Below are 20,717 nucleotides of genomic sequence, written 5' to 3'. Positions count from 1 at the left end.
TAACTCTTGTTTCTTATGAATTATTCTTCGTCCAGTTTATATTTCGCCAGGTTCATACCAAATGATAAACCTTTTGATTTAACCAGGTCCTGAATTTCGGTTAATGATTTTTTACCGAAGTTCCTGAATTTTAACATATCGGCTACGTCATACGATACCAAGTCAGCCAGGCTGCGGATATCAGCAGCTTTCAAGCAGTTAAGGGCACGTACTGACAGGTCAAGATCAACCAACTCAGTTTTAAGGATCTTGCGCATGTGCAGAATTTCCTCGTCAACCTCTTTAGTTTCTTCTTTAGCTTGAGCCTCAAGCATCATGTTCTCGTCGCTGAACAGCATAAAGTGCTGGATAAGGATCTTTGCAGCTTCCTTCAGCGCGTCTTCAGGATGGATAGAACCGTCGGTAGCAATATCAAGCACTAATTTTTCGTAGTCGGTTTTTTGCTCAACACGATAGTTTTCGATAGTGTACTTAACATTTTTGATTGGAGTATAGATCGAATCGATAGCTATAACACCTACGTTAGCATCAGGGTTCTTGTTTTCTTCGCTTGCAATGTAACCGCGGCCTTTGTTCACAGTAAGTTCAACTTCAAGCGTTACTGACGAATCCATGTTGGCTAAAACCAAATCAGGGTTCAATACGGTGAAGTTATTTGAAAACTTAGTGATATCGCCGGCTTTGAACGAGTCCTGACCGTTGATGATCACAAATATTTTTTCGCTGTCGCCAGATTCGCCGGTTTTTTTAAACCTTACTTGTTTTAGGTTCAAAATAATTTCGGTTACATCTTCAACAACTCCTTTTATTGTAGAAAACTCATGCGTAACTCCTGAAAAACGTACAGAAGTGATGGCATAACCTTCTAACGATGAAAGTAATATACGACGCAGAGCATTACCTATGGTTACACCGAAACCTGGTTCTAAAGGACGAAATTCAAACGTTCCTTCAAAATCAGTCGATTTTTGCATGATAACCTTGTCCGGTTTCTGAAATGCTAAAATTGCCATTTATATCCTTTTTTATTGTTAACTTTTTGTTTAAACAAGTATGAGACGTGAAATAGGAGGGCGCTTTGGGCAACCTCCAATTCCACATCTCGTACCTTAATTATTATTTCGAGTACAACTCGACGATCAGATTCTCCTTAATGTTTTCAGGAATTTCATCACGGTTTGGATAGTTCAGGAACTTACCTGTTAAGGCATTAGCATCCCACTCTAACCAGCTGTATTTATTAATCTTGCGACCGGCTACCGAGTTGGTAATGGTTTCAAGAGATTTCGATTTTTCACGAACAGCAATCACATCACCAGGCTTTACAGAATATGAAGCGATGTTAACGATCTCGCCGTTAACAGTGATGTGCTGGTGGCCTACCAACTGGCGTGCTGCAGAACGTGTAGGTGCAATACCTAAACGATAAACAGCGTTATCTAAACGAGCTTCTAAAAATTTAAGCAAGTTTTCGCCGGTGATGCCTTCTTTAGCTGAAGCACGGTGAAACAGGTTTTCGAACTGACGCTCTAATACACCATAGGTATATTTTACCTTTTGTTTCTCCATTAACTGAACAGCGTATTCAGATTGTTTTCCTCTTCTTTTAGAGGCGCCGTGCATACCCGGAGGGTAGTTTTTTCTTTCTAACGCTTTATCCGGGCCGAAGATCGGCTCACGGAAACGGCGTGCAATTTTGGATTTTGGTCCTGTATATCTGGCCATTTTGTTGTTGTTTTAAAGTATCAAGCAGCCCGCAGCTGCCGAATCTTAGCTTTAAAAATCGGGTTAATTAAACTCTTCTTCTTTTTGAAGGACGGCAACCGTTGTGCGGAAGCGGTGTAATATCTTTTATGGTAGTTACCTCGATACCGGTAGTTTGCAGCGTACGGATAGCTGACTCACGACCAGCGCCCGGGCCTTTTACAAATACCTCTACCTTGCGTAAACCTAAATCGTAAGCAACTTTACCGCAATCGGCAGCAGCCTGACCGGCAGCGTAAGGGGTATTCTTTTTTGAACCTTTGAAACCCATTTTACCTGCAGACGACCATGAAATAGCCTGTCCGTTCTTGTTGGTAAGGGTGATAATGATGTTGTTAAAAGTAGCGTTAATGTGTGCTTCGCCAACCGGCTCAACAATAACGATACGCTTTTTGGTAACTTTTTTAGCTTTTGCCATTTTTTTTACTTTTTCAGTTAGCGGATTACTTGGTTAGCAACTAACCTGGACCCGGAAACCACTTGTTAAATATTCCTAATGAATTGTGAGGACTATTTGACACTCACCCATTCACTAATCACTTATTACTTAGTAGCTTTTTTCTTGTTAGCAACTGTTTTACGTTTACCTTTACGGGTACGAGAGTTGTTTTTAGTACGCTGACCACGTAACGGTAAACCTTTACGGTGACGGGTACCGCGGTAGCAACCAATATCCATTAAACGTTTGATGTTAAGCTGTACTTCTGAACGTAAGGCACCTTCAACTTTAATCTGATCGTTGATAATGCCACGTATAGCAGCTAACTGGTCATCGGTCCAATCCTGTACTTTTGTATTGAAATCAATACCAGCCTGGCTCAATATCTGTTGAGCTGTTGAACGGCCGATACCGAAAATATAAGTAAGTCCGATCTCTCCTCTTTTGTTCCTTGGTAAATCAATACCTGCAATCCTTGCCATATTTCTTTTTTTATTGATCTGTTTGAATTACTGAACTACTGCATCGTGGTGTCACTCATTCAATAATTCAATCATTCGATACTGTTATTAACCCTGGCGTTGTTTATACTTAGGGTTCTTTTTGTTTATCACGTAAAGTTTCCCTTTGCGGCGAATGATTTTGCAATCAGCGCTACGTTTTTTAATGGATGCTCTAACCTTCATCGCTTTATTTATTTATATCTGTAAGTTATCCTGCCCTTGGTTAAATCATATGGACTCATCTCCAGTTTCACCCTGTCGCCAGGAAGAATTTTGATGTAGTGCATACGCATTTTACCTGATATGTGTGCAATAATCTCGTGGCCGTTCTCCAGTTCAACCCTGAACATTGCGTTTGACAATGCCTCTTTAATTGTACCGTCCTGCTCAATCGAAGATTGTTTAGCCATATTTTATTGATTATTACTTGATTATCCTGCCCTAAAAGCGGGATGCAAAATTAATAAAAATATTTTAATTTTTATTTTTTTCTTTTAAAACATCATCAACATATGAAAATGTCGATAATACATCGGCTTTACCCTTTTTAACCGCTACCGTATGCTCGTAATGTGCTGATGGCTTACCGTCTATAGTTGATACTGTCCATCCATCATCCCAAAACTTGATACCGGCCCTGCCTGCATTTATCATTGGTTCAATGGCTATTACCATTCCCTCTTCAAGCTTTATACCTGAACCACGTTTACCGTAGTTAGGCACTTCTGGCTTTTCGTGCAGTTCTAAGCCCACACCATGCCCTACCAGCTCTTTCACTACACCAAACTTATGCTTTTCGGCATGTTCCTGCACAGCATAGGCTATGTCACCTATACGCATGCCTACAACAGCCTTTTCAATACCTTTATCAAGGCACTCGCGGGTTACGCGCATCAGGGTTTTGGTAGTTTCGTCAACCTCGCCTATAGAAAAAGTAAACGCCGAATCACCGTAAAACTTGTTCAGTATCACACCGCAATCAACTGATACCAAGTCGCCGTCAACAAGTTCATTTTTGCTCGGAAAACCGTGTACTACCTGATCATTAAGCGAGATGCATAACGAGTAAGGAAATCCGTGAAAGTTTAAAAAAGCGGGGATACCACCATTATCACGTATATACGTTTCGGCCAGTTCATTTAGCTTCAGGGTAGTTACACCCGGACCTATCACTTTAGCAATTTCGCCCAGGGTTTTTGAAACCAGCTGGGCGCTTTGCCTTATCAGTTCAATTTCTTCGGCCGATTTGTAATGGATCTTAGGCATCAGTTTTATATAGCAGGAGGCACTGTACCGGGAGCCGCAGGTACAGCCGAACGGCCTTTAATGCGGCCGGTTTTCATTAATCCGTCGTAATGACGCATTAACAAATGGCTTTCAATCTGCTGCAGGGTATCAAGCACAACACCTACCAATATGATAAGTGATGTACCGCCAAAGAACCTGGCAAACACGCTGCTTACGCCTATGCTACCAGCAATGGCAGGTATAATGGCTATTATGGCCAGGAATACCGAACCCGGTAAAGTAATTTTTGAAATCACGTCGTCAATATAATCAGCAGTGGTTTTACCCGGTTTAACACCCGGTATAAATCCGCCGTTCTTCTTCATATCGTCAGACATCTGGTTAGGGTTAACCGTGATGGCTGTATAAAAGTAAGTGAACAGGATGATCAACACTGCGAAAAGTATATTGTGCGACCATGAATTATAGTTGGACAATGATATCAATACGCTGTTTGTTGATAAGCTTGGTACAAACTGCTGTATAGTTGCCGGTATAAACATCAGCGCCTGAGCGAAGATGATAGGCATTACACCTGCAGCGTTAACTTTAAGCGGGATGTACTGACGTACACCGCCATATTGTTTGTTGCCAACTATACGTTTTGCATACTGAACCGCGATTTTGCGTGTACCCTGAACAATCAGGATAGTAAACATCACCACCAGTATAAGCGCTACAATTTCAATGATGAAGGTAATTAAACCACCTGCACCTGTTGTACGCTCCCTGAATTCGTTACCGAAAGCGCTTGGCAACTGTGCAATAATACCCACCATGATGATAAGCGATATACCGTTACCAATACCTTTGTCGGTAATCTTCTCGCCAAGCCACATTACAAACAGGGTACCTGCTGTAAGTACAAAAACAGAGATGATGGTGAACATCGGATCAGCCATTAACCTCGACTCAACCGCGATTTGCGATTTGATGTAGCCGATAGCTTGTAATATGGTGATCGCAATAGTAAGGTAACGTGTCCACTGGTTGATCTTGTTACGGCCGCTTTCGCCCTCTTTTTGCAACTTTGCAAAATAAGGAACGGCTATACCCAACAGCTGTACAACTATCGACGCCGAAATGTAAGGCATTACACCCAGCGCGAAAATTGACGAGCGAGAGAATGAACCGCCTGCAAACATGTTAAGCAGGCCTAAAAGCCCGCCGTTTGCCTGCTCGGCAGCAATACGGGCCGAATCAACACCTGGTAATATTACAAACGAACCTATACGGTATATCAAAAGAAATAAGAGTGTGTTAGTAATACGCACTCTTAGATCTTCAATTTTCCAGATATTGGAAAGTGTGGTGAATAATTTCTTCATTGAAATTTACAACTTAACGATGGTACCGCCGGCTGCTTCAATTGCTTTTTGCGCAGTGGCAGAAAATGCATGAGCTTTAACTTCAAGTTTAGCTGTCAGTTCGCCACGGCCAAGTATTTTTACCAAGTCGTTTTTTGAAGCCAAACCATGCTCCCTCAGTGTTTCAAAATCAATTGAAGCTACTGAATATTTATCCACTAAGCCTTGCAGGGCATCAAGGTTGATGCTTACATACTCTACACGGTTAGGGTTTTTAAAGCCCACTTTTGGGGTACGGCGTTGCAATGGCATCTGGCCACCTTCAAACCCTACTTTAGTAGTAGTACCTGAACGTGAACCTGCACCTTTGTGACCACGTGTTGACGTGCCGCCACGGCCTGAACCGGTACCACGACCTATCCTTTTGCTGCTTTTGGTAGAACCAGCGGCAGGTTTAAGATTATTTAAATTCATGATATTAAATGCTTTCTATTGCTACCAGATGATTAACTTTTCTTACCATACCGATGATAGCAGGTGTAGCCTCTACCTCAACACTATGGTTTATTTTCTTTAAGCCCAATGCTTCAATGGTCTTTTTTTGGCGCTCGTTCCTATCGATCACGCTTTTAATCTGAGTTATCCTGATTTTTGCCATGATGATTATCCGTTAAAAACTTTACCTAAACTAACGCCGCGCTGTTGTGCTACGGTATGTGCATCACGCAGTTGCGCCAATGCCGATACTGTTGCTTTAACCACGTTGTGCGGGTTTGATGAACCTTTTGATTTCGCTAATACGTTGTGTACACCTGCCGACTCTAATACGGCACGCATAGCACCACCTGCAATTACACCGGTACCGTTAGCAGCAGGTTTGATAAATACAAAACCGCCCGAAAACTTACCAATTTGCTCATGAGGTACAGTACCGTTAATGATAGGCACTTTTACCAGGTTCTTTTTAGCGTCGTCAATACCTTTTGCAATAGCTTCGGTAACCTCTTTTGCTTTACCTAAGCCGTAACCTACAACACCGTTCTCATCGCCTACCACCACAATGGCGCTAAAGCTGAAGGTACGGCCGCCTTTGGTTACTTTGGCAACACGCTGTATGCTTACCAGGCGATCTTTTAATTCGATCTCGCTGGTTTTTACTCTTTTTATGTTGATTGTTGACATCTCTCTGTGTTATTAAAAGTTTAAACCACCTTCGCGTGCACCGTCAGCCAGTGATTTAACACGGCCGTGGTAAAGGTAACCATTACGGTCAAACACTACATCTTTAATACCGGCGGCAACTGCTTTTTCGGCAACCAGCTTGCCAACGGCTGCTGATTGTTCAATTTTAGTACCTGTAGCTGAAAAATCTTTTGATAAAGATGAAGCTGATACTATAGTTTTACCGGTTACATCGTCAATGATCTGAGCGTAAATTCCTTTGTTGCTTCTATACACTGACAAGCGCGGACGCGCTGAAGAACCTGAAACACGTTTCCTGATTCCTCTTTTTATTCTGTCTCTTCTTGTTAATTTACCTGCCATGACGATTATTTTTTAGATGCTGATTTACCTGCTTTTCTGCGTAATACTTCGCCTACAAACTTAATACCTTTACCTTTGTAAGGCTCTGGTGCGCGTAGTGAACGTATTTTAGCTGCAACCTGGCCAATTAACTGTTTGTCAATTGATTCAAGGATGATGGTAGGGTTTTTACCCTTTTCAGCAGTAGTTGTAACTTTAATTTCTTTTGGTAACTCAAACACATAGTGGTGAGAGTAGCCCAGTACCAGGTCTAAAGTGTTGCCGGTATTGGTAGCGCGGTAACCCACACCTACTAATTCCTGCTCAATTTTGTAACCTGTAGTTACGCCAACAACCATGTTATTTAAAAGTGCACGGTACAGGCCGTGTAATGCTTTGTGGCGTTTCTGGTCAGACGGGCGCTTAACCAGCAGTTGTCCGTCTTCCTGCTCAACAGTGATGTCAGCATCAATTGCTTGCTGCAATTCGCCTTTAGGGCCTTTTACTGTAACAACGTTATCAGCAGATACTGTAACGGTTACACCCTGTGCTAATGTTATAGGTGCTTTTCCTACTCGTGACATTGCTTAATTTCCTCCTATTAATATACGTAGCATAAAACCTCGCCGCCCACGTTTTGCGTACGGGCTTCCTTGTCAGTCATTACTCCTTTTGAAGTTGACAGGATAGCGATACCTAAACCATTTAATACGCGCGGCATGTTAGCCGTACCTGCATATTTCCTCAAACCTGGTTTACTTATGCGCGATATGTTGCGGATAGCAGAAACTTTAGTTATCGGATGATACTTAAGGGCCACTTTAATGGTACCCTGTACAGTAGTGTCCTCAAACTTGTAGTTTGCAATGTAACCTTTGTCGAAAAGCACTTTCGTGATTTCCTTTTTCAGATTTGATGCAGGAATTTCAACAACCCTATGGTTGGCTTTAATAGCATTCCTTACTCGTGTAAGATAATCTGCGATTGGATCTGTATTCATTATTATTGTTTTGTGATGGTGGTTTCCTTCGCCTCACGGCGACGACCTTCCATCGGTTAATCTTTATAGTTATCAGAGATTAGAGACCAGAGATTAGGTGAAAAGAAAACTAATCTCTACTCACCAATCACTATTCACTAAATTACCAGCTTGCTTTTTTAACACCCGGTATCTGGCCAGCTAATGCCATTTCGCGGAATGTAACACGCGAGATGCCGAACTGACGCATATAACCACGCGGACGGCCGGTTAATTTGCAACGGTTGTGCAGTTTTACCGGTGACGAAGCTTTTGGCAGTTTATCTAAAGCTATCCAATCACCTGCTTCTTTTAAAGCAGCGCGTTTTTCAGCATATTTAGCAACTAATTTAGCACGTTTAACTTCACGTGCTTTTACACCTTCTTTAGCCATTATTATTTTGGTTTTTAAATGGTAATCCAAATTGTTTAAGCAGTTCTAATGCTTCAACATCGTTTGTAGCCGAGGTTACAAAGGTAATATCCATACCCTGAATTTTGTTAATCTTGTCGATATTAATCTCAGGGAAGATAATTTGCTCGGTAATACCTAAAGTATAGTTACCGCGGCCGTCAAAACCTTTATCGTTGATGCCTTTGAAATCGCGGATACGCGGAAGAGCAACAGCTATTAAACGGTCTAAAAACTCGTACATTGTGTTATCACGTAAAGTTACACGTACGCCTACCGGCATGTTTTTACGCAATTTGAAGTTCGAGATATCTTTTTTAGATTTTGATGAAACCGCTTGCTGACCGGTGATGGTAGTTAACTCGGTGATAGTGTTCTCGATAAGTTTTTTATCGGTAGTAGCACCGCCAACACCCTGGTTGATAGCAATTTTCTCCAGTTTCGGAACCTGCATTACGCTTTTGTACTGAAATTTATCTTTCAGCGCGGTGCGGATCTCGTCTTTGTATTTCGATTTTAATCTTGGTACGTAAGCCATTACTTAATTTCCTCCCCTGATTTTTTTGCTACCCTTACTAATTTGCCGGCATCGTTTAGTTTGCGGCCAACACGGGTTGGGTTGCCTGTTTTCGGGTCAACCAACGCCAGGTTTGATATATGTATAGAAGCTTCTTGTTTAACAATACCGCCGTTTGGATTAGCAGCGTTAGGTTTGGTATGTTTTGATACCATGTTGGCACCTTCAACAACCGCCCTGTTAGTAGCTGTAATCACTTCTTTAATTTTGCCTTGCGCTCCCTTTGAGTCGCCGGCCATAACCTTAACCAGATCGCCTTTTTTAAGCTTGATCTTGCCGGTTTCTACTTTTTTACTTAATGCCATGTTACAGTACCTCCGGTGCTAATGATACAATTTTCATGAATTGTTTCTCGCGCAGTTCCCTTGCAACCGGGCCAAAGATACGGGTACCTCTTGGCTCGTCCTGGTTATTTAACAAAACTGCTGCGTTATCGTCAAAGCGGATGTATGATCCGTCTTTACGGCGAATTTCCTTTTTGGTGCGTACAACTACTGCTTTAGATACAGTACCTTTTTTAACGTTGCCTGATGGCAAAGCGCTTTTTACGGTAACTACTATCTTATCGCCAATTGAGGCGTAGCGTTTGCCGGTACCACCTAACACACGGATAACTAAAACTTCTTTAGCACCGCTGTTATCGGCTACATTTAATCTTGATTCCTGCTGTACCATAATTATTTAGCCCTTTCTAAAATTTCAACTAATCTCCAGTTCTTATTTTTGCTCAAAGGACGTGTTTCCATAATTAATACGGTATCGCCAATACCACAAGTATTGGTTTCATCATGAGCCATAAATTTGGTAGTTTTCTTAACGAACTTACCATAGATAGGGTGTTTCACCTTACGCTCCACGGCAACTACTATGGATTTTTCCATTTTGTTGCTAACTACCAAACCGGTACGTGTTTTTCTTAAATTTCTTTCCATTTCTTCCGATGCTTAAGAATTAATTTTGTTCAGAAGCTGACGCAGCTTTGCGCTTTGTTAATTCAGTATTTAAACGGGCGATATCTTTGCGTACTTTGGTGATACGGCTCGGATTTTCGATAGCCGATACAGCATGAGCAAATTTCAGCTTGGTTAAGTTGTTTTTTTCCTCGCTGATCTTTGCAACCAATTCCTCGGTTGAAAGCCCTGTAATTTCTGAGTTCTTCATCTTTTTATTAGTTATCTGTTGTAATGCTGGAAAGTTGGAATGTTTTGCCTGGCATCCGGCAGGCGTAATTAACTTTTCGCCTTCAACATTTACAACCTTTCAACCTTTTCTTGTTATGCTTCTGCGTAATCTCTACGCACAATAAATTTAGTTTGTACAGGTAATTTCTGAGCTGCAAGGCGAAGTGCTTCTTTAGCAACTTCTAACGGAACGCCTTCTGCTTCGAAAATAATCCTGCCGGGGCGCACCACGGCTACCCAGTATTCGGGTGCACCTTTACCTTTACCCATACGTACCTCTGCAGGTTTTTTGGTTACAGGCTTATCAGGGAATATCCTGATCCATACCTGACCTTCACGTTTCATAAAACGTGTTACAGCGATACGGGCTGCCTCGATCTGACGGCTGGTTATCCAGGCCGGCTCGAGTGATTTTATACCGAAAGATCCGAATGAAAGTTCAGCACCACGGGTGGCTAAACCTTTCATTCTGCCTTTTTGCATCTTTCTGAACTTCGTTCTTTTTGGCTGTAGCATTTCTTTAAGCTTTTATATCTAAACGATGTCTGTCTCGACTTTGTTAATAATTATCTTCTACCTGGGCCACCCGGACGGTTACCACCGCCACGATTTTGACCACCACCTTGTCCGCCACGGTTGTTACCACCACGGTTTCCGCCTTGTCCGCCACGGTTACCACCGCCACGATTGTCACGGCGTTCGCCGCCACGTTCACCGCCGCGCTCGTTGCCGCGTCCGCCGAAACCTGCGTTTCCTTCCGGACGACCGCCTTTACCGCTTGCGCTGCTTGTACCGCCAATGTTTGGTGATAAATCGCGTTTGCCATAAACTTCGCCTTTGCAAATCCATACTTTAACACCTATTTTACCATAAGTGGTTAAAGCTTCGGCCAAAGCGTAGTCAATATCAGCACGGAAAGTGTGCAGTGGAATACGTCCTTCTTTGTATTGCTCAGAACGTGCCATCTCAGCACCGCCTAAACGGCCTGATGTCATTACCTTGATACCTTCGGCACCCATTCTCATGGTTGCAGCGATAGTGGTTTTCATGGCACGACGGAAAGATATACGTGCTTCAAGTTGTTTTGCTATGCCTTCAGCAACTAATTGTGCATCAAGCTCAGGGCGTTTTATCTCGAAGATGTTGATTTGAACTTCTTTCTTGGTAAGTTTTTTCAACTCTTCTTTGATCTTGTCAACTTCCTGACCGCCTTTACCGATAACGATACCCGGACGGGCAGTGTGTATAGTTACAGTGATGCGTTTCAATGTACGCTCAATAACCACTTTAGCTACGCCACCTTTGTTGATACGCGCTGATAAATATTTGCGGATTTTTTCGTCCTCAACTAATTTGTCGGAGTAGTTGTTGCCACCGAACCAGTTAGAATCCCAGCCTCTGATGATTCCTAACCTGTTACCTATTGGATGTGCTTTCTGTCCCATTTCTAATTAGTTGTTTTCGTTTTTACTATCCACAATAAGGGTTACGTGGTTTGAGCGTTTGCGGATACGGTATCCCCTTCCTTGCGGAGCAGGGCGTAATCTTTTAAGCTGACGGCCACCACCTACTTGTATCTCTTTCACAAACAGGCCTGCTTCTTCAACACGTTTACCTTCATTTTTCGCTTCCCAGTTTTTAATAGCTGAAAGCAATAATTTTTCAACGCGTATAGCTGCTTCCTTGTTAGTGAATTTTAATATTGATAACGCTTTCTCAACGTTTTCTCCGCGGATCAAATCAACCACCAGGCGCATTTTGCGCGGTGAGGTTGGACAGTCTTGTAACTTAGCAACAGAAGCGCCTCCCAGCTGAGCTTTAGCAGCTTCTTTTTGTTGCCTGATTAGTACAGACTTTTTAATTTTTGTTGTTGCTTCCATTGCCTGTTATTTTTTCTTTTCTGCGTGACCACGGAATGTACGGGTTGGAGCAAACTCTCCCAGCTTGTGGCCAACCATGTTTTCGGTTACGTACACAGGTATAAACTTGTTGCCGTTGTGTACTGCAAATGTATGACCGACGAAATCAGGGGAAATCATGGAACGGCGTGACCATGTTTTTACAACCGATTTTTTGTTTGATTCATTCAAGGTCAGAACTTTTCTTTCCAGGTTAAAATCAATATAAGGTCCTTTTTTTATTGAACGTGCCATTATTTCTTCCTTCTTTCTATGATATAACGATCAGACGTTTTCTTTTTATCGCGGGTTTTGTAGCCTTTAGCAAGTAAGCCTTTGCGTGAACGTGGGTGACCACCTGACGCACGGCCCTCACCACCACCCATAGGGTGATCTACCGGGTTCATGGCAACACCACGAACGCGAGGACGACGGCCTAACCAGCGTTTACGGCCGGCTTTACCCAATACTTCGTTTGCCTTTTCAGAGTTTGAAACGGTACCGATAGTAGCTAAACAAGTTGCCAGTATCATACGGGTTTCGCCTGAAGGCAATTTTATGATAGCGTATTTACCATCGCGGGCCGACAACTGAGCATAAGTACCTGCCGAACGGGCTATTGTACCGCCCTGTCCTGGGTTAAGCTCAATGTTGTGGATGATAGAACCCAGTGGTATGCTTTTCAGCGGAAGGGTGTTGCCCACTTCCGGCGCAACGCTTTCGCCTGATAAAACTACCTGGCCAACAGTTAGGCCTTCAGGTGCTATCATATACCTTTTCTCACCGTCAGCATATACTAATAATGCTATACGGGCAGAACGGTTAGGATCGTACTCAATAGTGGCAACCTTTGCGGGAATGTCAAATTTGTTGCGCTTGAAGTCGATCAATCGGTATGCTTTCTTATGTCCCCCACCGATGTAACGCATGGTCATTTTACCGGAACTGTTACGTCCGCCCGATTTGCTGATTGCTACTACAAGTGACTTTTCAGGCACATTGGTAGTTACATCAGAGTAATCGGCACCTACCCTGAAGCGGGTACCCGGAGTAACCGGTTTAAATCTTTTTACTGCCATCTCTATTTATTATATAGTGCTATAAAAATCTATTACTTCGCCGTCTTTCAACGTAATAATCGCTTTTTTATACGTAGCAGAACGGCCTTGTACGGCACCTGCTTTTGTATTGCGGGTTTTCAGTTTTCCAACGTATTTCATGGTGTTCACCGCAACGATGTTTACACCATACATTTGCTCAATTGCTGCCTTTATCTGAATTTTGTTGGCCCTGTGGTCAACCTTGAAAGCATAACGGTTAAGCTTTTCAGTTAACTGGGTAACTTTTTCAGTAAGTAAGGGTTTCTTTAAAATTTCCATAATTACTTAGCTAACGCTTCCTCCAAAGTTTTAACAGAACCTGCAGTTAACAAAAGCTTTCCGGCGTTTAACACGTCGTAAGTGCTTAGCTGATCAGCTGTGATCACTTTAGCTTTTTTAAGGTTTCTGCTTGATAAATAAACATTATTATTTGCAGCAGGCAATACCAGTAGTGTTTTTACATCACCAACATTAAGGTCGGCAACCAGCTTTACATAGTTTTTGGTTTTTACAGCGTCGAAGTTGAAATCTTCAAGCACTACGATGTTGCTTTCCTGAGCTTTGTAAGTAAGGGCCGATTTACGGGCCAATGACTTAAGTTTTTTGTTCAGTTTAAAGCTGTAATCGCGCGGCTGAGGGCCAAACACACGGCCACCACCATTAAACAATGGCGATTTGATGCTGCCGGCACGGGCGCCGCCTGTACCTTTTTGTTTATGTAATTTGCGGGTTGAACCTGCAATTTCATTACGTTGTTTTGCTTTGTGAGTACCCTGACGTTGGTTAGCAAGATATTGCTTAACGTCAAGATAAATAGCATGATCATTTGGTTCAATTCCGAATACGGACTCAGGAAGCTGCACCTTGGCACCTGTCTCTTTACCTGAGATGTTTACTACGTTAACTTCCATCTTATTTATCCACTATTACGAATGAACCTTTAGCACCCGGGATTGACCCTTTTACTACCAATAAGTTTTGCTCTGGGAAAACTTTAACAACCTCAAGGTTTTGCACTTTAACGCGAACGTTACCGGTTTGACCCGCCATGCGCATACCTTTAAATACGCGTGAAGGCCATGATGACGCACCCAGTGAACCCGGAGCGCGTAAACGGTTGTGCTGACCGTGTGTTTGCATACCCACACCGCCAAAACCATGACGTTTTACAACACCCTGAAAACCTTTACCTTTTGAGGTACCAACCACATCAACAAAATCACCCGCAGCAAAAATCTCGACAGTAACGGTGTCGCCTAATGATTTCTGATCTTCGAATGATTTAAATTCAACTAACCTGCTTTTTGGAGTAGTGTTAGCTTTTTTGAAATGGCCTTGAAGGGGAGCAGTAGTGTTTTTTTCTTTTTTTTCACCATATGCTAACTGAACAGCAGCATATCCGTCTGTTTCAACAGACTTCACTTGTGTTACAACACAAGGGCCAGCTTCGATTACTGTACAAGGAATGTTTTTCCCTGCCTCGTCGAAAATGCTGGTCATTCCTACTTTTTTACCAATAATTCCTGACATTTCTTTATTTAGTTTGTGCCCATCGAAGCAGTAGGGCTTCGTTCAAGGCATATTATTTCCCCTCGAAAGGGACGGCAAAGATAGGAATTTCCAATTAATTGTCAAATAGTTAAGAATTTATTTTCAAATATTTATGGGGCTTAAAATTAACGCATTGCAAAAATCAAAAAGGGGTTGTATTTATAGCATCAAAAACCTATGCCTTTTCTTATTGTTACAACCTTCCTTTGCATGGGCGCAAAGCACAACTGATGCTGCTAAAGAAATACATTTGCTGCAGTGTAATCTATGATTAAAGGATGATTATAATCTACATTTCCTTCACCTTTTTTTCGATACTGCTAACCAGTTCATCATCATAGCCATCATAACGTTCAACTATTATACCTTCCTTGTTTATTAAAAACGCGGCCGGTATTGATTGTACGTTATATAATAGTTTTACCTCGCCTTCGCCCTTCATGTCAGATATATTGTTCCACACTATTCCATCCTCTTTGGCCATGCGCCGCCAGTCATCCAAATTTTTGTCAAGTGAAAAGCTCACTAATTCCACATACGGCGAAAGTTTGGCATAGTTGGCTGCAAGCGCTTTGTTCTCGGTACGGCAGGGCCCGCAACCAACGCTTCCAAATGTAAGGTAGATATTCTTCCCTTTTAATGATGATAGTTTGAATGACTTACCCTCGATGGTTTTTACCTCGAAATCTATCATCGGTTTACCTTTTTCAGCAAGTGTACTGTACAAAAACATCTTGATATTCCGCCCTTTCCCGGTAGACCTTATTTTTGCAGGCATGGTCTCGTACAGGTGCACAAGTGTGTCATGCGGTATGCTTTTACGGTTACGATAAACAATGTCAAGCCCAAAGTAGCTATTGATATTTCTTTTACCCACATTTACATAAATAACCATTAACGAATCCTGCATCCGGTTAAATTTATCCGCTAAGAGATTGCGCTCGTCTTTATCCTTATACTGATTATTTTGTATTTTGCTGTATATACTATCAGCCTGCAAATTCAGGCCGTATTGCAATTTGCTTAGCTTGTTTACAACCGCCTGCTCTTTACCGGCAGTCGCCACATACATAATGTTCATCTTATCAATTGGTGATTCAAAACGCATAGGCAGGTTTTCAACCATTATCGTGGCGTATCCTTTATCACACATTATCCAGCACACTTGCGGTTCGGTGACACTTCCTTTAAAGGTCAATTTGCCATTAACTGAGTATGCCGAATCGAGTACGATCTGTTCGTCAAGAGATATAAGCCGTACCAGCGTTTTATCGGGAAGGCCATGTATAGTTGCGTTTATCACAAACCCTTTGCTTTTTTGTGCGAATGTATTTGGTACAAAAACACATACAATAAGCATGATCAAAATCAATCTGTGTTTCATTGTTAATATTTTATGTAGTGAGTTTTCTGATCAGTTCTGCGCTTTGCTCGCGTCCATCGTCAAGCCTGTCTTTAAAAAAGGCCTGTACATCATTAAAGTGTTTTTTATAGCCTTCCATATCGCCGTAACCTATAATTGACGACCATTCCCTTACTGCCGAGTGAAACTCCAGATCATCACCGCGGATGGTTTTATCATACAAGGCTGTTTCTATTGATTCTTCCAGCAATTCTTCGTTTTTAAACAGGTATTCGGCAATGCCAAGGCGCAGCCTGAAAGGCGGTGTTTGCGCTATCAGGTTATCGTACGGATTTACGCCCAAATGATACCAGGCATCAACCATACTTAATATACTAAGGTGCGAGTTTGGTTTTTGCTGCGGCGGACGCTCAGATAACGAGAACTCCTTCATCACGGCATCGCTCAGCATAATGGGCTTCCGGCTTTCATGAAACACAAATTCACGTGCGCGGTACAGCCTGTCGCGAAACTTCTGTTCCTCCTCCATTATCATAAGTTTGAACAACTCTGATTCCGACTGCGCATAACGTTTTACCTGCTGCCGGGCATATGGGTTAAGTATGGCCAAACCGGCATACACGTGCGCTTTATAACTGAAAATGCGCAGGGTGGTTAGTATCTTCACATTATCAATACCGCCATGGTACGAGCCGTTATCCCAGGGAAAAAATCCCGCAGACTTCCATGCTGTACCCATGCTCTCGAAACCTACGTGGGTAACGGCCTGGGTATCGGCTACTATTTTATCATGCTCGTGATAGTCTTTCAGTTCAGCAATGTCTGACCCTACTGCCGTGAACAGATCCACCATACGCCGGTAGGCTGCAGCATTACTGCGGTGATTGATCAGCATCAACTTTTGCCCTTCAGGCTGAAAGCCCGGGCCATGCATGGCATGAAAGGTAATGATGTGCGCGTCGGCAGGCAGGTGTTTTTCAAAAGCCGCTATCTCGGGGTGTTTTACCGATGTTTGGCCGGCAACAATAGCACCGTACTTGGTCATGGGGCCATACAGGGCCACTATCTGCTCCATCTTTTCGGCCTCAACCGAGTAGATGATCAGGTCGCAGCGGTGGGCAACATCTTTGCCGCTGTCAAGCACTTCAATGCCCAAAGGCGATAGTTCCGCTTCCAGCTTTTCACGGTTTTGGGGTACGTCGCAGCCGCAAACACGGTAGCCAGCATTAGCAAAAGCTTTTGCATATAAGCGGCCCATATCACCCAAACCTATTATTCCTATTAACATCGCACTAAAAAATGCTAAATATAAAGGCTTTTATTAATTAAGCGGAATTTTAGCAACAACAAATACTTTCGCAATAACATTAAATTTCCGCTTAGTGCATAGGATTCCTAACTTCGGTATGATAAACCTTTATGCTATGAATAAGTTACGCAAACGTATTCCGGTTATCATTTGGCTGATGAGCCTGGTTGCTTCCTTTGATTGTGCCGCACAAGTAAAGCATAACACGTTGTTAGCAGATCAATTTAAACAAGGCATATTTGTTATACATGATGTTGCGGTTATTCCAATGACCGAACATGATACCATAATAACCCACGCCAATGTAGTTGTACAGGGAAATAAAATTATATCCATAAACGGACTAACACCCAAAGGCGCTAAGCTTATAAACGGCACAGGGAAATGGCTGATACCCGGCTTGATTGATATGCATGTGCACAATCTGGCCGATATCAATTTCGGATCAAGCTATCCAACAAAAGGCGCTAATTTCTTTTTGGACTCTCAAGACTTTATGTGGCTCTATATTGAAAACGGCGTAACCACCGCATTGGAAATGAATGGACGGGCAGAACATTTCGGTCAGCGTAACGACATTGTTAAAGGCAGGATTATCGGTCCGCGCATCGCACTATCCGCGCTGATTAATGGCGGAGAAGGCGACGGCTTTATTGCTAACACACCTGAAGATGGCAGGCAAACCGTACGGATTGCCAAAGCAATGGGATATGATTTTATAAAGCCATATGGTGCGTTAAACATTGAAACCTTTAAGGCAATTATTGACGAGGCGAAAAAGCAGGGAATGAAAACTACCGGCCATATTCCTGTTGCATTTATTGGCACGCTGACCGAGGCGTTCGTACCGAATTTTGCCATGGTTGCACATGCAGAAGAATACAGCCGGAACAGCGAACATTTTAGTGATGATGATGCCAGAAGATTTGCACGTTTTGCCAAGGCAAATAACACGTGGTTGTGTCCTACCCTTATTACGATGGTTCGTATAGCAGAACAGTCGCAAACGCTTGACAGTTTACGTAACCTGACCTATTTTGACGAGGTACATCCGCTTATGCAAAGCAAATGGCTTACAGCCAACCGCTACAATATCGAGACGAGCGCCGAGCGTATTGCTTACTTTGATAAGATGGTAAACTTTCATTACCGCCTGGTAAAAATCTTTCAGGAAGAAGGTGTGCCCATTGTAGCCGGAACCGATGCCGGAACATCGGGCGTGGTATGGGGGTATGCTTTGCACGATGAATTGCAGCAATTGGTTAAAGCAGGGCTTTCGCCCAGGTCGGCACTGAAAGCCGCCACCTATACGGCCGCTGATTGGTTGCAGATTGGAGATAGGATTGGCACAATTGAACCGGGTAAGCTGGCGGACCTTGTTCTGCTTGACGCCAATCCGCTTGACAATATTTCCAATACCCGGAAGATAGCCGGCGTTTTTGTGAATGGGCGATGGGTTGATAAAAAGCACATCGCTTTAATACGTGCAGCAATTATTAAGAAACATAAATTGAATAAAAACAATTTCGATTGGAGCAAGCGGAAGGAATTGCCAAACCAATTGGAAAATTAGGCTTTAATAAAAGTTTTTTTAGTTTTGTTACAAGCGCGAGCAAAACCATAGGCAATAATTTAACGTTAAAGCCTGTTATATATCCATCATAAACTGCCTATGAAGAAATTATTTATCACCCCGATATTTCTTTTTATAGTATCAATAAGCCTGCTATATGCTCAGGACACTGTTAAAAAGGCGGGCATTGTAAAGCCACAGGCCGCAAAGCCTTATCAAACACAGGCAGCCACAGCACCGGTGAATACCGACCGCAGCCTGGCCGGGCAGTACCGTTACCTGCTTACCAAAACGTATAACTATCAGCAACCGGTAATTGCTGCTTTTTATAAAAACTTCAGCGATTCGCTAAAGGCCGAACGTGCGGCGCTTAAACAGGCACGCACTACATTAGCAAGCCAAACCGCTACCATACGCAAACTCACTACCGAAGCTACCATAAAAGATCAGGTTATTTCATCATCAAACGCCAAGGTTGATGAGATTAAGCTGCTGGGCATGTCGTTCACTAAGGCGGCTTACAATACACTTATGTGGGGACTGGTGATAGGTTTTGGCGTAGCGCTGGTTATTGTAATCTTTAGTACAGCGGGCTACAAAAGAGAAGCTAAATACCGCGTTAAGTTGTACGAAGAGCTTTCAGAAGAATTTCAGGCATACAAAGCCAAGGCCAACGAAAAAGAAAAGAAACTTGCCCGCGAACTGCAAACCGAACGCAACAAGCTTGATGAGTTGTTGGGAAGGTAAGTTCCCTAACTCCGTGAAGAGGGAACAAAAATTTTTGTCCGTCCCTTTGAACTGCCCCATTTGTAGGCCACAATTACTATAATCACTATGATGAGGGCTTGTGCACCAATCATTGTATTGAGAAGCCCTGAATTTGTTTCAGTGTGTGATACTTTGTTTGGCAATGCTGATAATGGCGGATAAATCGTCCATCCGCCTGAATTCATACTAAAAAATGCCGACCAGCGGCTAAGCCATGTAATTTCTATTATTGATACTGCTCCGCTAATTATAATGATGACGTTTGGCAACGCGTCCGAATACTTTTTAAATGCTTCTTTTATTGAAAACATAACAAACGTTACTATAACAAACAAAGGCATGCGTATTAAAACCGGCACTACAGTTAAATAGGTATCATGCATATTGATATCCAGAGACCAATTACCAAAAGTAAAAGGAAGTGCTACGTAAGTGATAACAAACGCCGCCAGCAGCCATGCAAATTCAATAAGGTAAGTTTTAAAGGACATTTATGACAATGGTTTATTGCCACTAAATATCAGCATTTTATCATATCATTTTGTATAATGACTGTTCACTACTTTATCATTCGTCGTCGTGCTCACGGTTTTTTAAATCGGCGGCTACGCTGCTATCGGTATTTTCAGTTGATTGCGCGGTGCGTTGCTCTGCCTGCTTTACCTCGTCTTTTTCACTTAAGGGCTGATCTGTTTGCAACTCGGTATCCTCTTTCTTAACGATCTTATCTTTTTCAGGGTCGATATTCATGGCTTATGCTTTATTTATTTAACCAATAATTACAATTATGGTTTATGTTTTGTGCCGATAGTAAAACACAGCACATATATAAGCGTTAAATTAATAGCAGCAGAGCGCTTGCGATCGCATTAGAAAACATAATTTTAGGTATCATGGAAACGCCGCTTAAACATTATGAGTTTATTAACGTACGCACAGGCAATGCAATTGCCTACGTATCGTTACCCGCCGATATGGATGAAGCAGAGCGGTTAGCCGCCCTCGAGCGGAAAAAAACAGAGCTGGCCACAACTAACCAGCTTAACTTTGAACTGATATACTGGCAGGACCACGAACGGTGCATAAAATAATGCCAGCAAAAAGCCACCTGCTTACACAGATGGCTTTTATTTTGAAGACGGT

35 protein-coding genes are annotated in these 20,717 nt (G+C 42.6%); 3 read left to right on the top strand and 32 right to left on the bottom strand.

Translation table 11 applies throughout. From position 1 onward, the window contains the following. Nucleotides 1-20: 20 nt before the first annotated feature. From EOD41_RS06980 to EOD41_RS06835, 30 genes are all read right to left on the bottom strand, one after another. Nucleotides 21-1,013 carry a DNA-directed RNA polymerase subunit alpha gene (locus EOD41_RS06980; RefSeq protein ID WP_127704065.1) on the bottom strand — a complete coding sequence of 331 codons (993 nt, stop codon included), beginning with the start codon at nt 1,011-1,013 and terminating at the stop codon, nt 21-23. 103 nt (nt 1,014-1,116) lie between these two features. Further along, the gene (rpsD, locus tag EOD41_RS06975) at nt 1,117-1,725 is read right to left on the bottom strand and encodes a 30S ribosomal protein S4 (protein ID WP_127704064.1); all 609 of its coding nucleotides are present in this window, start codon (nt 1,723-1,725) and stop codon (nt 1,117-1,119) included. Between the two features lie 67 nt (nt 1,726-1,792). Then, nucleotides 1,793-2,182, bottom strand: a complete 390-nt coding sequence (rpsK, locus tag EOD41_RS06970) for a 30S ribosomal protein S11 (protein ID WP_127704063.1) — start codon at nt 2,180-2,182, stop codon at nt 1,793-1,795. Between the two features lie 125 nt (nt 2,183-2,307). Next, nucleotides 2,308-2,685 carry a 30S ribosomal protein S13 gene (gene rpsM, locus EOD41_RS06965; protein WP_127704062.1) on the bottom strand — a complete coding sequence of 126 codons (378 nt, stop codon included), beginning with the start codon at nt 2,683-2,685 and terminating at the stop codon, nt 2,308-2,310. 87 nt (nt 2,686-2,772) lie between these two features. Next, entirely contained in the window at nt 2,773-2,889 is a 117-nt protein-coding gene (gene rpmJ, locus EOD41_RS06960) for a 50S ribosomal protein L36 (RefSeq protein ID WP_008506259.1), read from the bottom strand. An 8-nt stretch (nt 2,890-2,897) separates the two neighbouring features. Continuing rightward, nucleotides 2,898-3,116: a translation initiation factor IF-1 gene (gene infA, locus EOD41_RS06955; protein WP_074487406.1), complete on the bottom strand. Its 219-nt coding sequence runs from the start codon at nt 3,114-3,116 to the stop codon at nt 2,898-2,900. A 64-nt stretch (nt 3,117-3,180) separates the two neighbouring features. After that, nucleotides 3,181-3,972 (bottom strand): type I methionyl aminopeptidase, encoded by a 792-nt coding sequence (gene map / locus EOD41_RS06950; RefSeq protein ID WP_127704061.1) that lies wholly within the window; start codon nt 3,970-3,972, stop codon nt 3,181-3,183. A gap of 5 nt (nt 3,973-3,977) precedes the next feature. Beyond that, nucleotides 3,978-5,321 carry a preprotein translocase subunit SecY gene (gene secY, locus EOD41_RS06945; RefSeq protein WP_127704060.1) on the bottom strand — a complete coding sequence of 448 codons (1,344 nt, stop codon included), beginning with the start codon at nt 5,319-5,321 and terminating at the stop codon, nt 3,978-3,980. A 6-nt stretch (nt 5,322-5,327) separates the two neighbouring features. Then, entirely contained in the window at nt 5,328-5,774 is a 447-nt protein-coding gene (gene rplO / locus EOD41_RS06940) for a 50S ribosomal protein L15 (RefSeq protein WP_127704059.1), read from the bottom strand. A 4-nt stretch (nt 5,775-5,778) separates the two neighbouring features. Then, nucleotides 5,779-5,958, bottom strand: a complete 180-nt coding sequence (gene rpmD, locus EOD41_RS06935; RefSeq protein ID WP_127704058.1) for a 50S ribosomal protein L30 — start codon at nt 5,956-5,958, stop codon at nt 5,779-5,781. Nucleotides 5,959-5,963: 5 nt separating this feature from the next. Further along, the gene (gene rpsE, locus EOD41_RS06930; RefSeq protein ID WP_127704057.1) at nt 5,964-6,482 is read right to left on the bottom strand and encodes a 30S ribosomal protein S5; all 519 of its coding nucleotides are present in this window, start codon (nt 6,480-6,482) and stop codon (nt 5,964-5,966) included. A gap of 12 nt (nt 6,483-6,494) precedes the next feature. Continuing rightward, on the bottom strand, nt 6,495-6,845 hold the full coding sequence (rplR, locus tag EOD41_RS06925; RefSeq protein ID WP_127704056.1) for a 50S ribosomal protein L18: 351 nt from the start codon (nt 6,843-6,845) through the stop codon (nt 6,495-6,497). A 5-nt stretch (nt 6,846-6,850) separates the two neighbouring features. Then, nucleotides 6,851-7,408 carry a 50S ribosomal protein L6 gene (gene rplF / locus EOD41_RS06920; RefSeq protein WP_127704055.1) on the bottom strand — a complete coding sequence of 186 codons (558 nt, stop codon included), beginning with the start codon at nt 7,406-7,408 and terminating at the stop codon, nt 6,851-6,853. Between the two features lie 17 nt (nt 7,409-7,425). Further along, entirely contained in the window at nt 7,426-7,824 is a 399-nt protein-coding gene (gene rpsH, locus EOD41_RS06915) for a 30S ribosomal protein S8 (protein WP_127704054.1), read from the bottom strand. Nucleotides 7,825-7,966: 142 nt separating this feature from the next. Further along, nucleotides 7,967-8,236, bottom strand: coding sequence for a 30S ribosomal protein S14 (rpsN, locus tag EOD41_RS06910; protein WP_127704053.1), 270 nt, complete (start codon nt 8,234-8,236; stop codon nt 7,967-7,969). Then, the gene (gene rplE / locus EOD41_RS06905) at nt 8,229-8,792 is read right to left on the bottom strand and encodes a 50S ribosomal protein L5 (protein WP_127704052.1); all 564 of its coding nucleotides are present in this window, start codon (nt 8,790-8,792) and stop codon (nt 8,229-8,231) included. Before rplE ends, rpsN begins: the two co-directional genes overlap by 8 nt. Continuing rightward, entirely contained in the window at nt 8,792-9,136 is a 345-nt protein-coding gene (gene rplX, locus EOD41_RS06900) for a 50S ribosomal protein L24 (RefSeq protein ID WP_127704051.1), read from the bottom strand. Before rplX ends, rplE begins: the two co-directional genes overlap by 1 nt. 1 nt (nt 9,137) lies before the next feature. Then, on the bottom strand, nt 9,138-9,506 hold the full coding sequence (gene rplN / locus EOD41_RS06895; RefSeq protein WP_073405786.1) for a 50S ribosomal protein L14: 369 nt from the start codon (nt 9,504-9,506) through the stop codon (nt 9,138-9,140). Nucleotides 9,507-9,508: 2 nt separating this feature from the next. Beyond that, nucleotides 9,509-9,763: a 30S ribosomal protein S17 gene (gene rpsQ / locus EOD41_RS06890; RefSeq protein WP_127704050.1), complete on the bottom strand. Its 255-nt coding sequence runs from the start codon at nt 9,761-9,763 to the stop codon at nt 9,509-9,511. A 19-nt stretch (nt 9,764-9,782) separates the two neighbouring features. Further along, nucleotides 9,783-9,992, bottom strand: a complete 210-nt coding sequence (gene rpmC / locus EOD41_RS06885) for a 50S ribosomal protein L29 (RefSeq protein ID WP_127704049.1) — start codon at nt 9,990-9,992, stop codon at nt 9,783-9,785. A gap of 113 nt (nt 9,993-10,105) precedes the next feature. Next, nucleotides 10,106-10,528 (bottom strand): 50S ribosomal protein L16, encoded by a 423-nt coding sequence (rplP, locus tag EOD41_RS06880; RefSeq protein WP_127704048.1) that lies wholly within the window; start codon nt 10,526-10,528, stop codon nt 10,106-10,108. Between the two features lie 50 nt (nt 10,529-10,578). After that, the gene (rpsC, locus tag EOD41_RS06875; RefSeq protein WP_127704047.1) at nt 10,579-11,457 is read right to left on the bottom strand and encodes a 30S ribosomal protein S3; all 879 of its coding nucleotides are present in this window, start codon (nt 11,455-11,457) and stop codon (nt 10,579-10,581) included. Between the two features lie 6 nt (nt 11,458-11,463). After that, entirely contained in the window at nt 11,464-11,892 is a 429-nt protein-coding gene (gene rplV, locus EOD41_RS06870; protein ID WP_205780502.1) for a 50S ribosomal protein L22, read from the bottom strand. 6 nt (nt 11,893-11,898) lie between these two features. Further along, nucleotides 11,899-12,165: a 30S ribosomal protein S19 gene (gene rpsS, locus EOD41_RS06865; RefSeq protein ID WP_074487389.1), complete on the bottom strand. Its 267-nt coding sequence runs from the start codon at nt 12,163-12,165 to the stop codon at nt 11,899-11,901. Next, nucleotides 12,165-12,989, bottom strand: coding sequence for a 50S ribosomal protein L2 (gene rplB / locus EOD41_RS06860; protein ID WP_127704046.1), 825 nt, complete (start codon nt 12,987-12,989; stop codon nt 12,165-12,167). The genes rpsS and rplB overlap by 1 nt, the downstream gene beginning before the upstream one ends. A 9-nt stretch (nt 12,990-12,998) precedes the next feature. Next, nucleotides 12,999-13,289, bottom strand: a complete 291-nt coding sequence (rplW, locus tag EOD41_RS06855; RefSeq protein ID WP_127704045.1) for a 50S ribosomal protein L23 — start codon at nt 13,287-13,289, stop codon at nt 12,999-13,001. 2 nt (nt 13,290-13,291) lie between these two features. Then, nucleotides 13,292-13,921 carry a 50S ribosomal protein L4 gene (gene rplD, locus EOD41_RS06850; protein ID WP_127704044.1) on the bottom strand — a complete coding sequence of 210 codons (630 nt, stop codon included), beginning with the start codon at nt 13,919-13,921 and terminating at the stop codon, nt 13,292-13,294. 1 nt (nt 13,922) lies between these two features. Continuing rightward, nucleotides 13,923-14,540, bottom strand: coding sequence for a 50S ribosomal protein L3 (gene rplC, locus EOD41_RS06845; RefSeq protein WP_127704043.1), 618 nt, complete (start codon nt 14,538-14,540; stop codon nt 13,923-13,925). 310 nt (nt 14,541-14,850) lie between these two features. Next, the gene (locus EOD41_RS06840; RefSeq protein ID WP_127704042.1) at nt 14,851-15,945 is read right to left on the bottom strand and encodes a TlpA disulfide reductase family protein; all 1,095 of its coding nucleotides are present in this window, start codon (nt 15,943-15,945) and stop codon (nt 14,851-14,853) included. A 10-nt stretch (nt 15,946-15,955) separates the two neighbouring features. Next, a complete protein-coding gene (locus EOD41_RS06835) occupies nt 15,956-17,212 on the bottom strand; it encodes a prephenate dehydrogenase (RefSeq protein ID WP_127704041.1) in 1,257 nt (418 codons plus the stop codon). Nucleotides 17,213-17,348: 136 nt separating this feature from the next. On the opposite strand from EOD41_RS06835, the gene EOD41_RS06830 reads away from it, so the two are divergent. Together EOD41_RS06830 and EOD41_RS06825 are read left to right on the top strand one after the other, a co-directional pair. Continuing rightward, on the top strand, nt 17,349-18,806 hold the full coding sequence (locus tag EOD41_RS06830) for an amidohydrolase family protein (protein ID WP_127704040.1): 1,458 nt from the start codon (nt 17,349-17,351) through the stop codon (nt 18,804-18,806). A 99-nt stretch (nt 18,807-18,905) separates the two neighbouring features. After that, the gene (locus EOD41_RS06825; protein WP_127704039.1) at nt 18,906-19,553 is read left to right on the top strand and encodes a hypothetical protein; all 648 of its coding nucleotides are present in this window, start codon (nt 18,906-18,908) and stop codon (nt 19,551-19,553) included. A 5-nt stretch (nt 19,554-19,558) separates the two neighbouring features. Here the strand turns inward: EOD41_RS06825 and EOD41_RS06820 are convergent, their stop codons facing one another. Together EOD41_RS06820 and EOD41_RS06815 are read right to left on the bottom strand one after the other, a co-directional pair. Continuing rightward, on the bottom strand, nt 19,559-20,065 hold the full coding sequence (locus EOD41_RS06820) for a hypothetical protein (protein WP_127704038.1): 507 nt from the start codon (nt 20,063-20,065) through the stop codon (nt 19,559-19,561). A 76-nt stretch (nt 20,066-20,141) separates the two neighbouring features. After that, nucleotides 20,142-20,324, bottom strand: coding sequence for a hypothetical protein (locus EOD41_RS06815; RefSeq protein ID WP_127704037.1), 183 nt, complete (start codon nt 20,322-20,324; stop codon nt 20,142-20,144). A 143-nt stretch (nt 20,325-20,467) separates the two neighbouring features. Between EOD41_RS06815 and EOD41_RS06810 the strand changes: the two genes are divergently transcribed. Continuing rightward, complete coding sequence (locus EOD41_RS06810; protein WP_127704036.1) at nt 20,468-20,665, top strand: hypothetical protein; 198 nt, start codon at nt 20,468-20,470, stop codon at nt 20,663-20,665. The last annotated feature ends 52 nt before the right edge of the window (nt 20,666-20,717 follow it).

Origin of the sequence: Mucilaginibacter limnophilus, assembly GCF_004005815.1 — a bacterium.
GTDB classification, from domain to species: Bacteria; Bacteroidota; Bacteroidia; order Sphingobacteriales; family Sphingobacteriaceae; genus Mucilaginibacter; species Mucilaginibacter limnophilus.
Note: the sequence above shows the minus strand (reverse complement) of the source record. Positions and strands in the feature narration are given on the sequence as shown.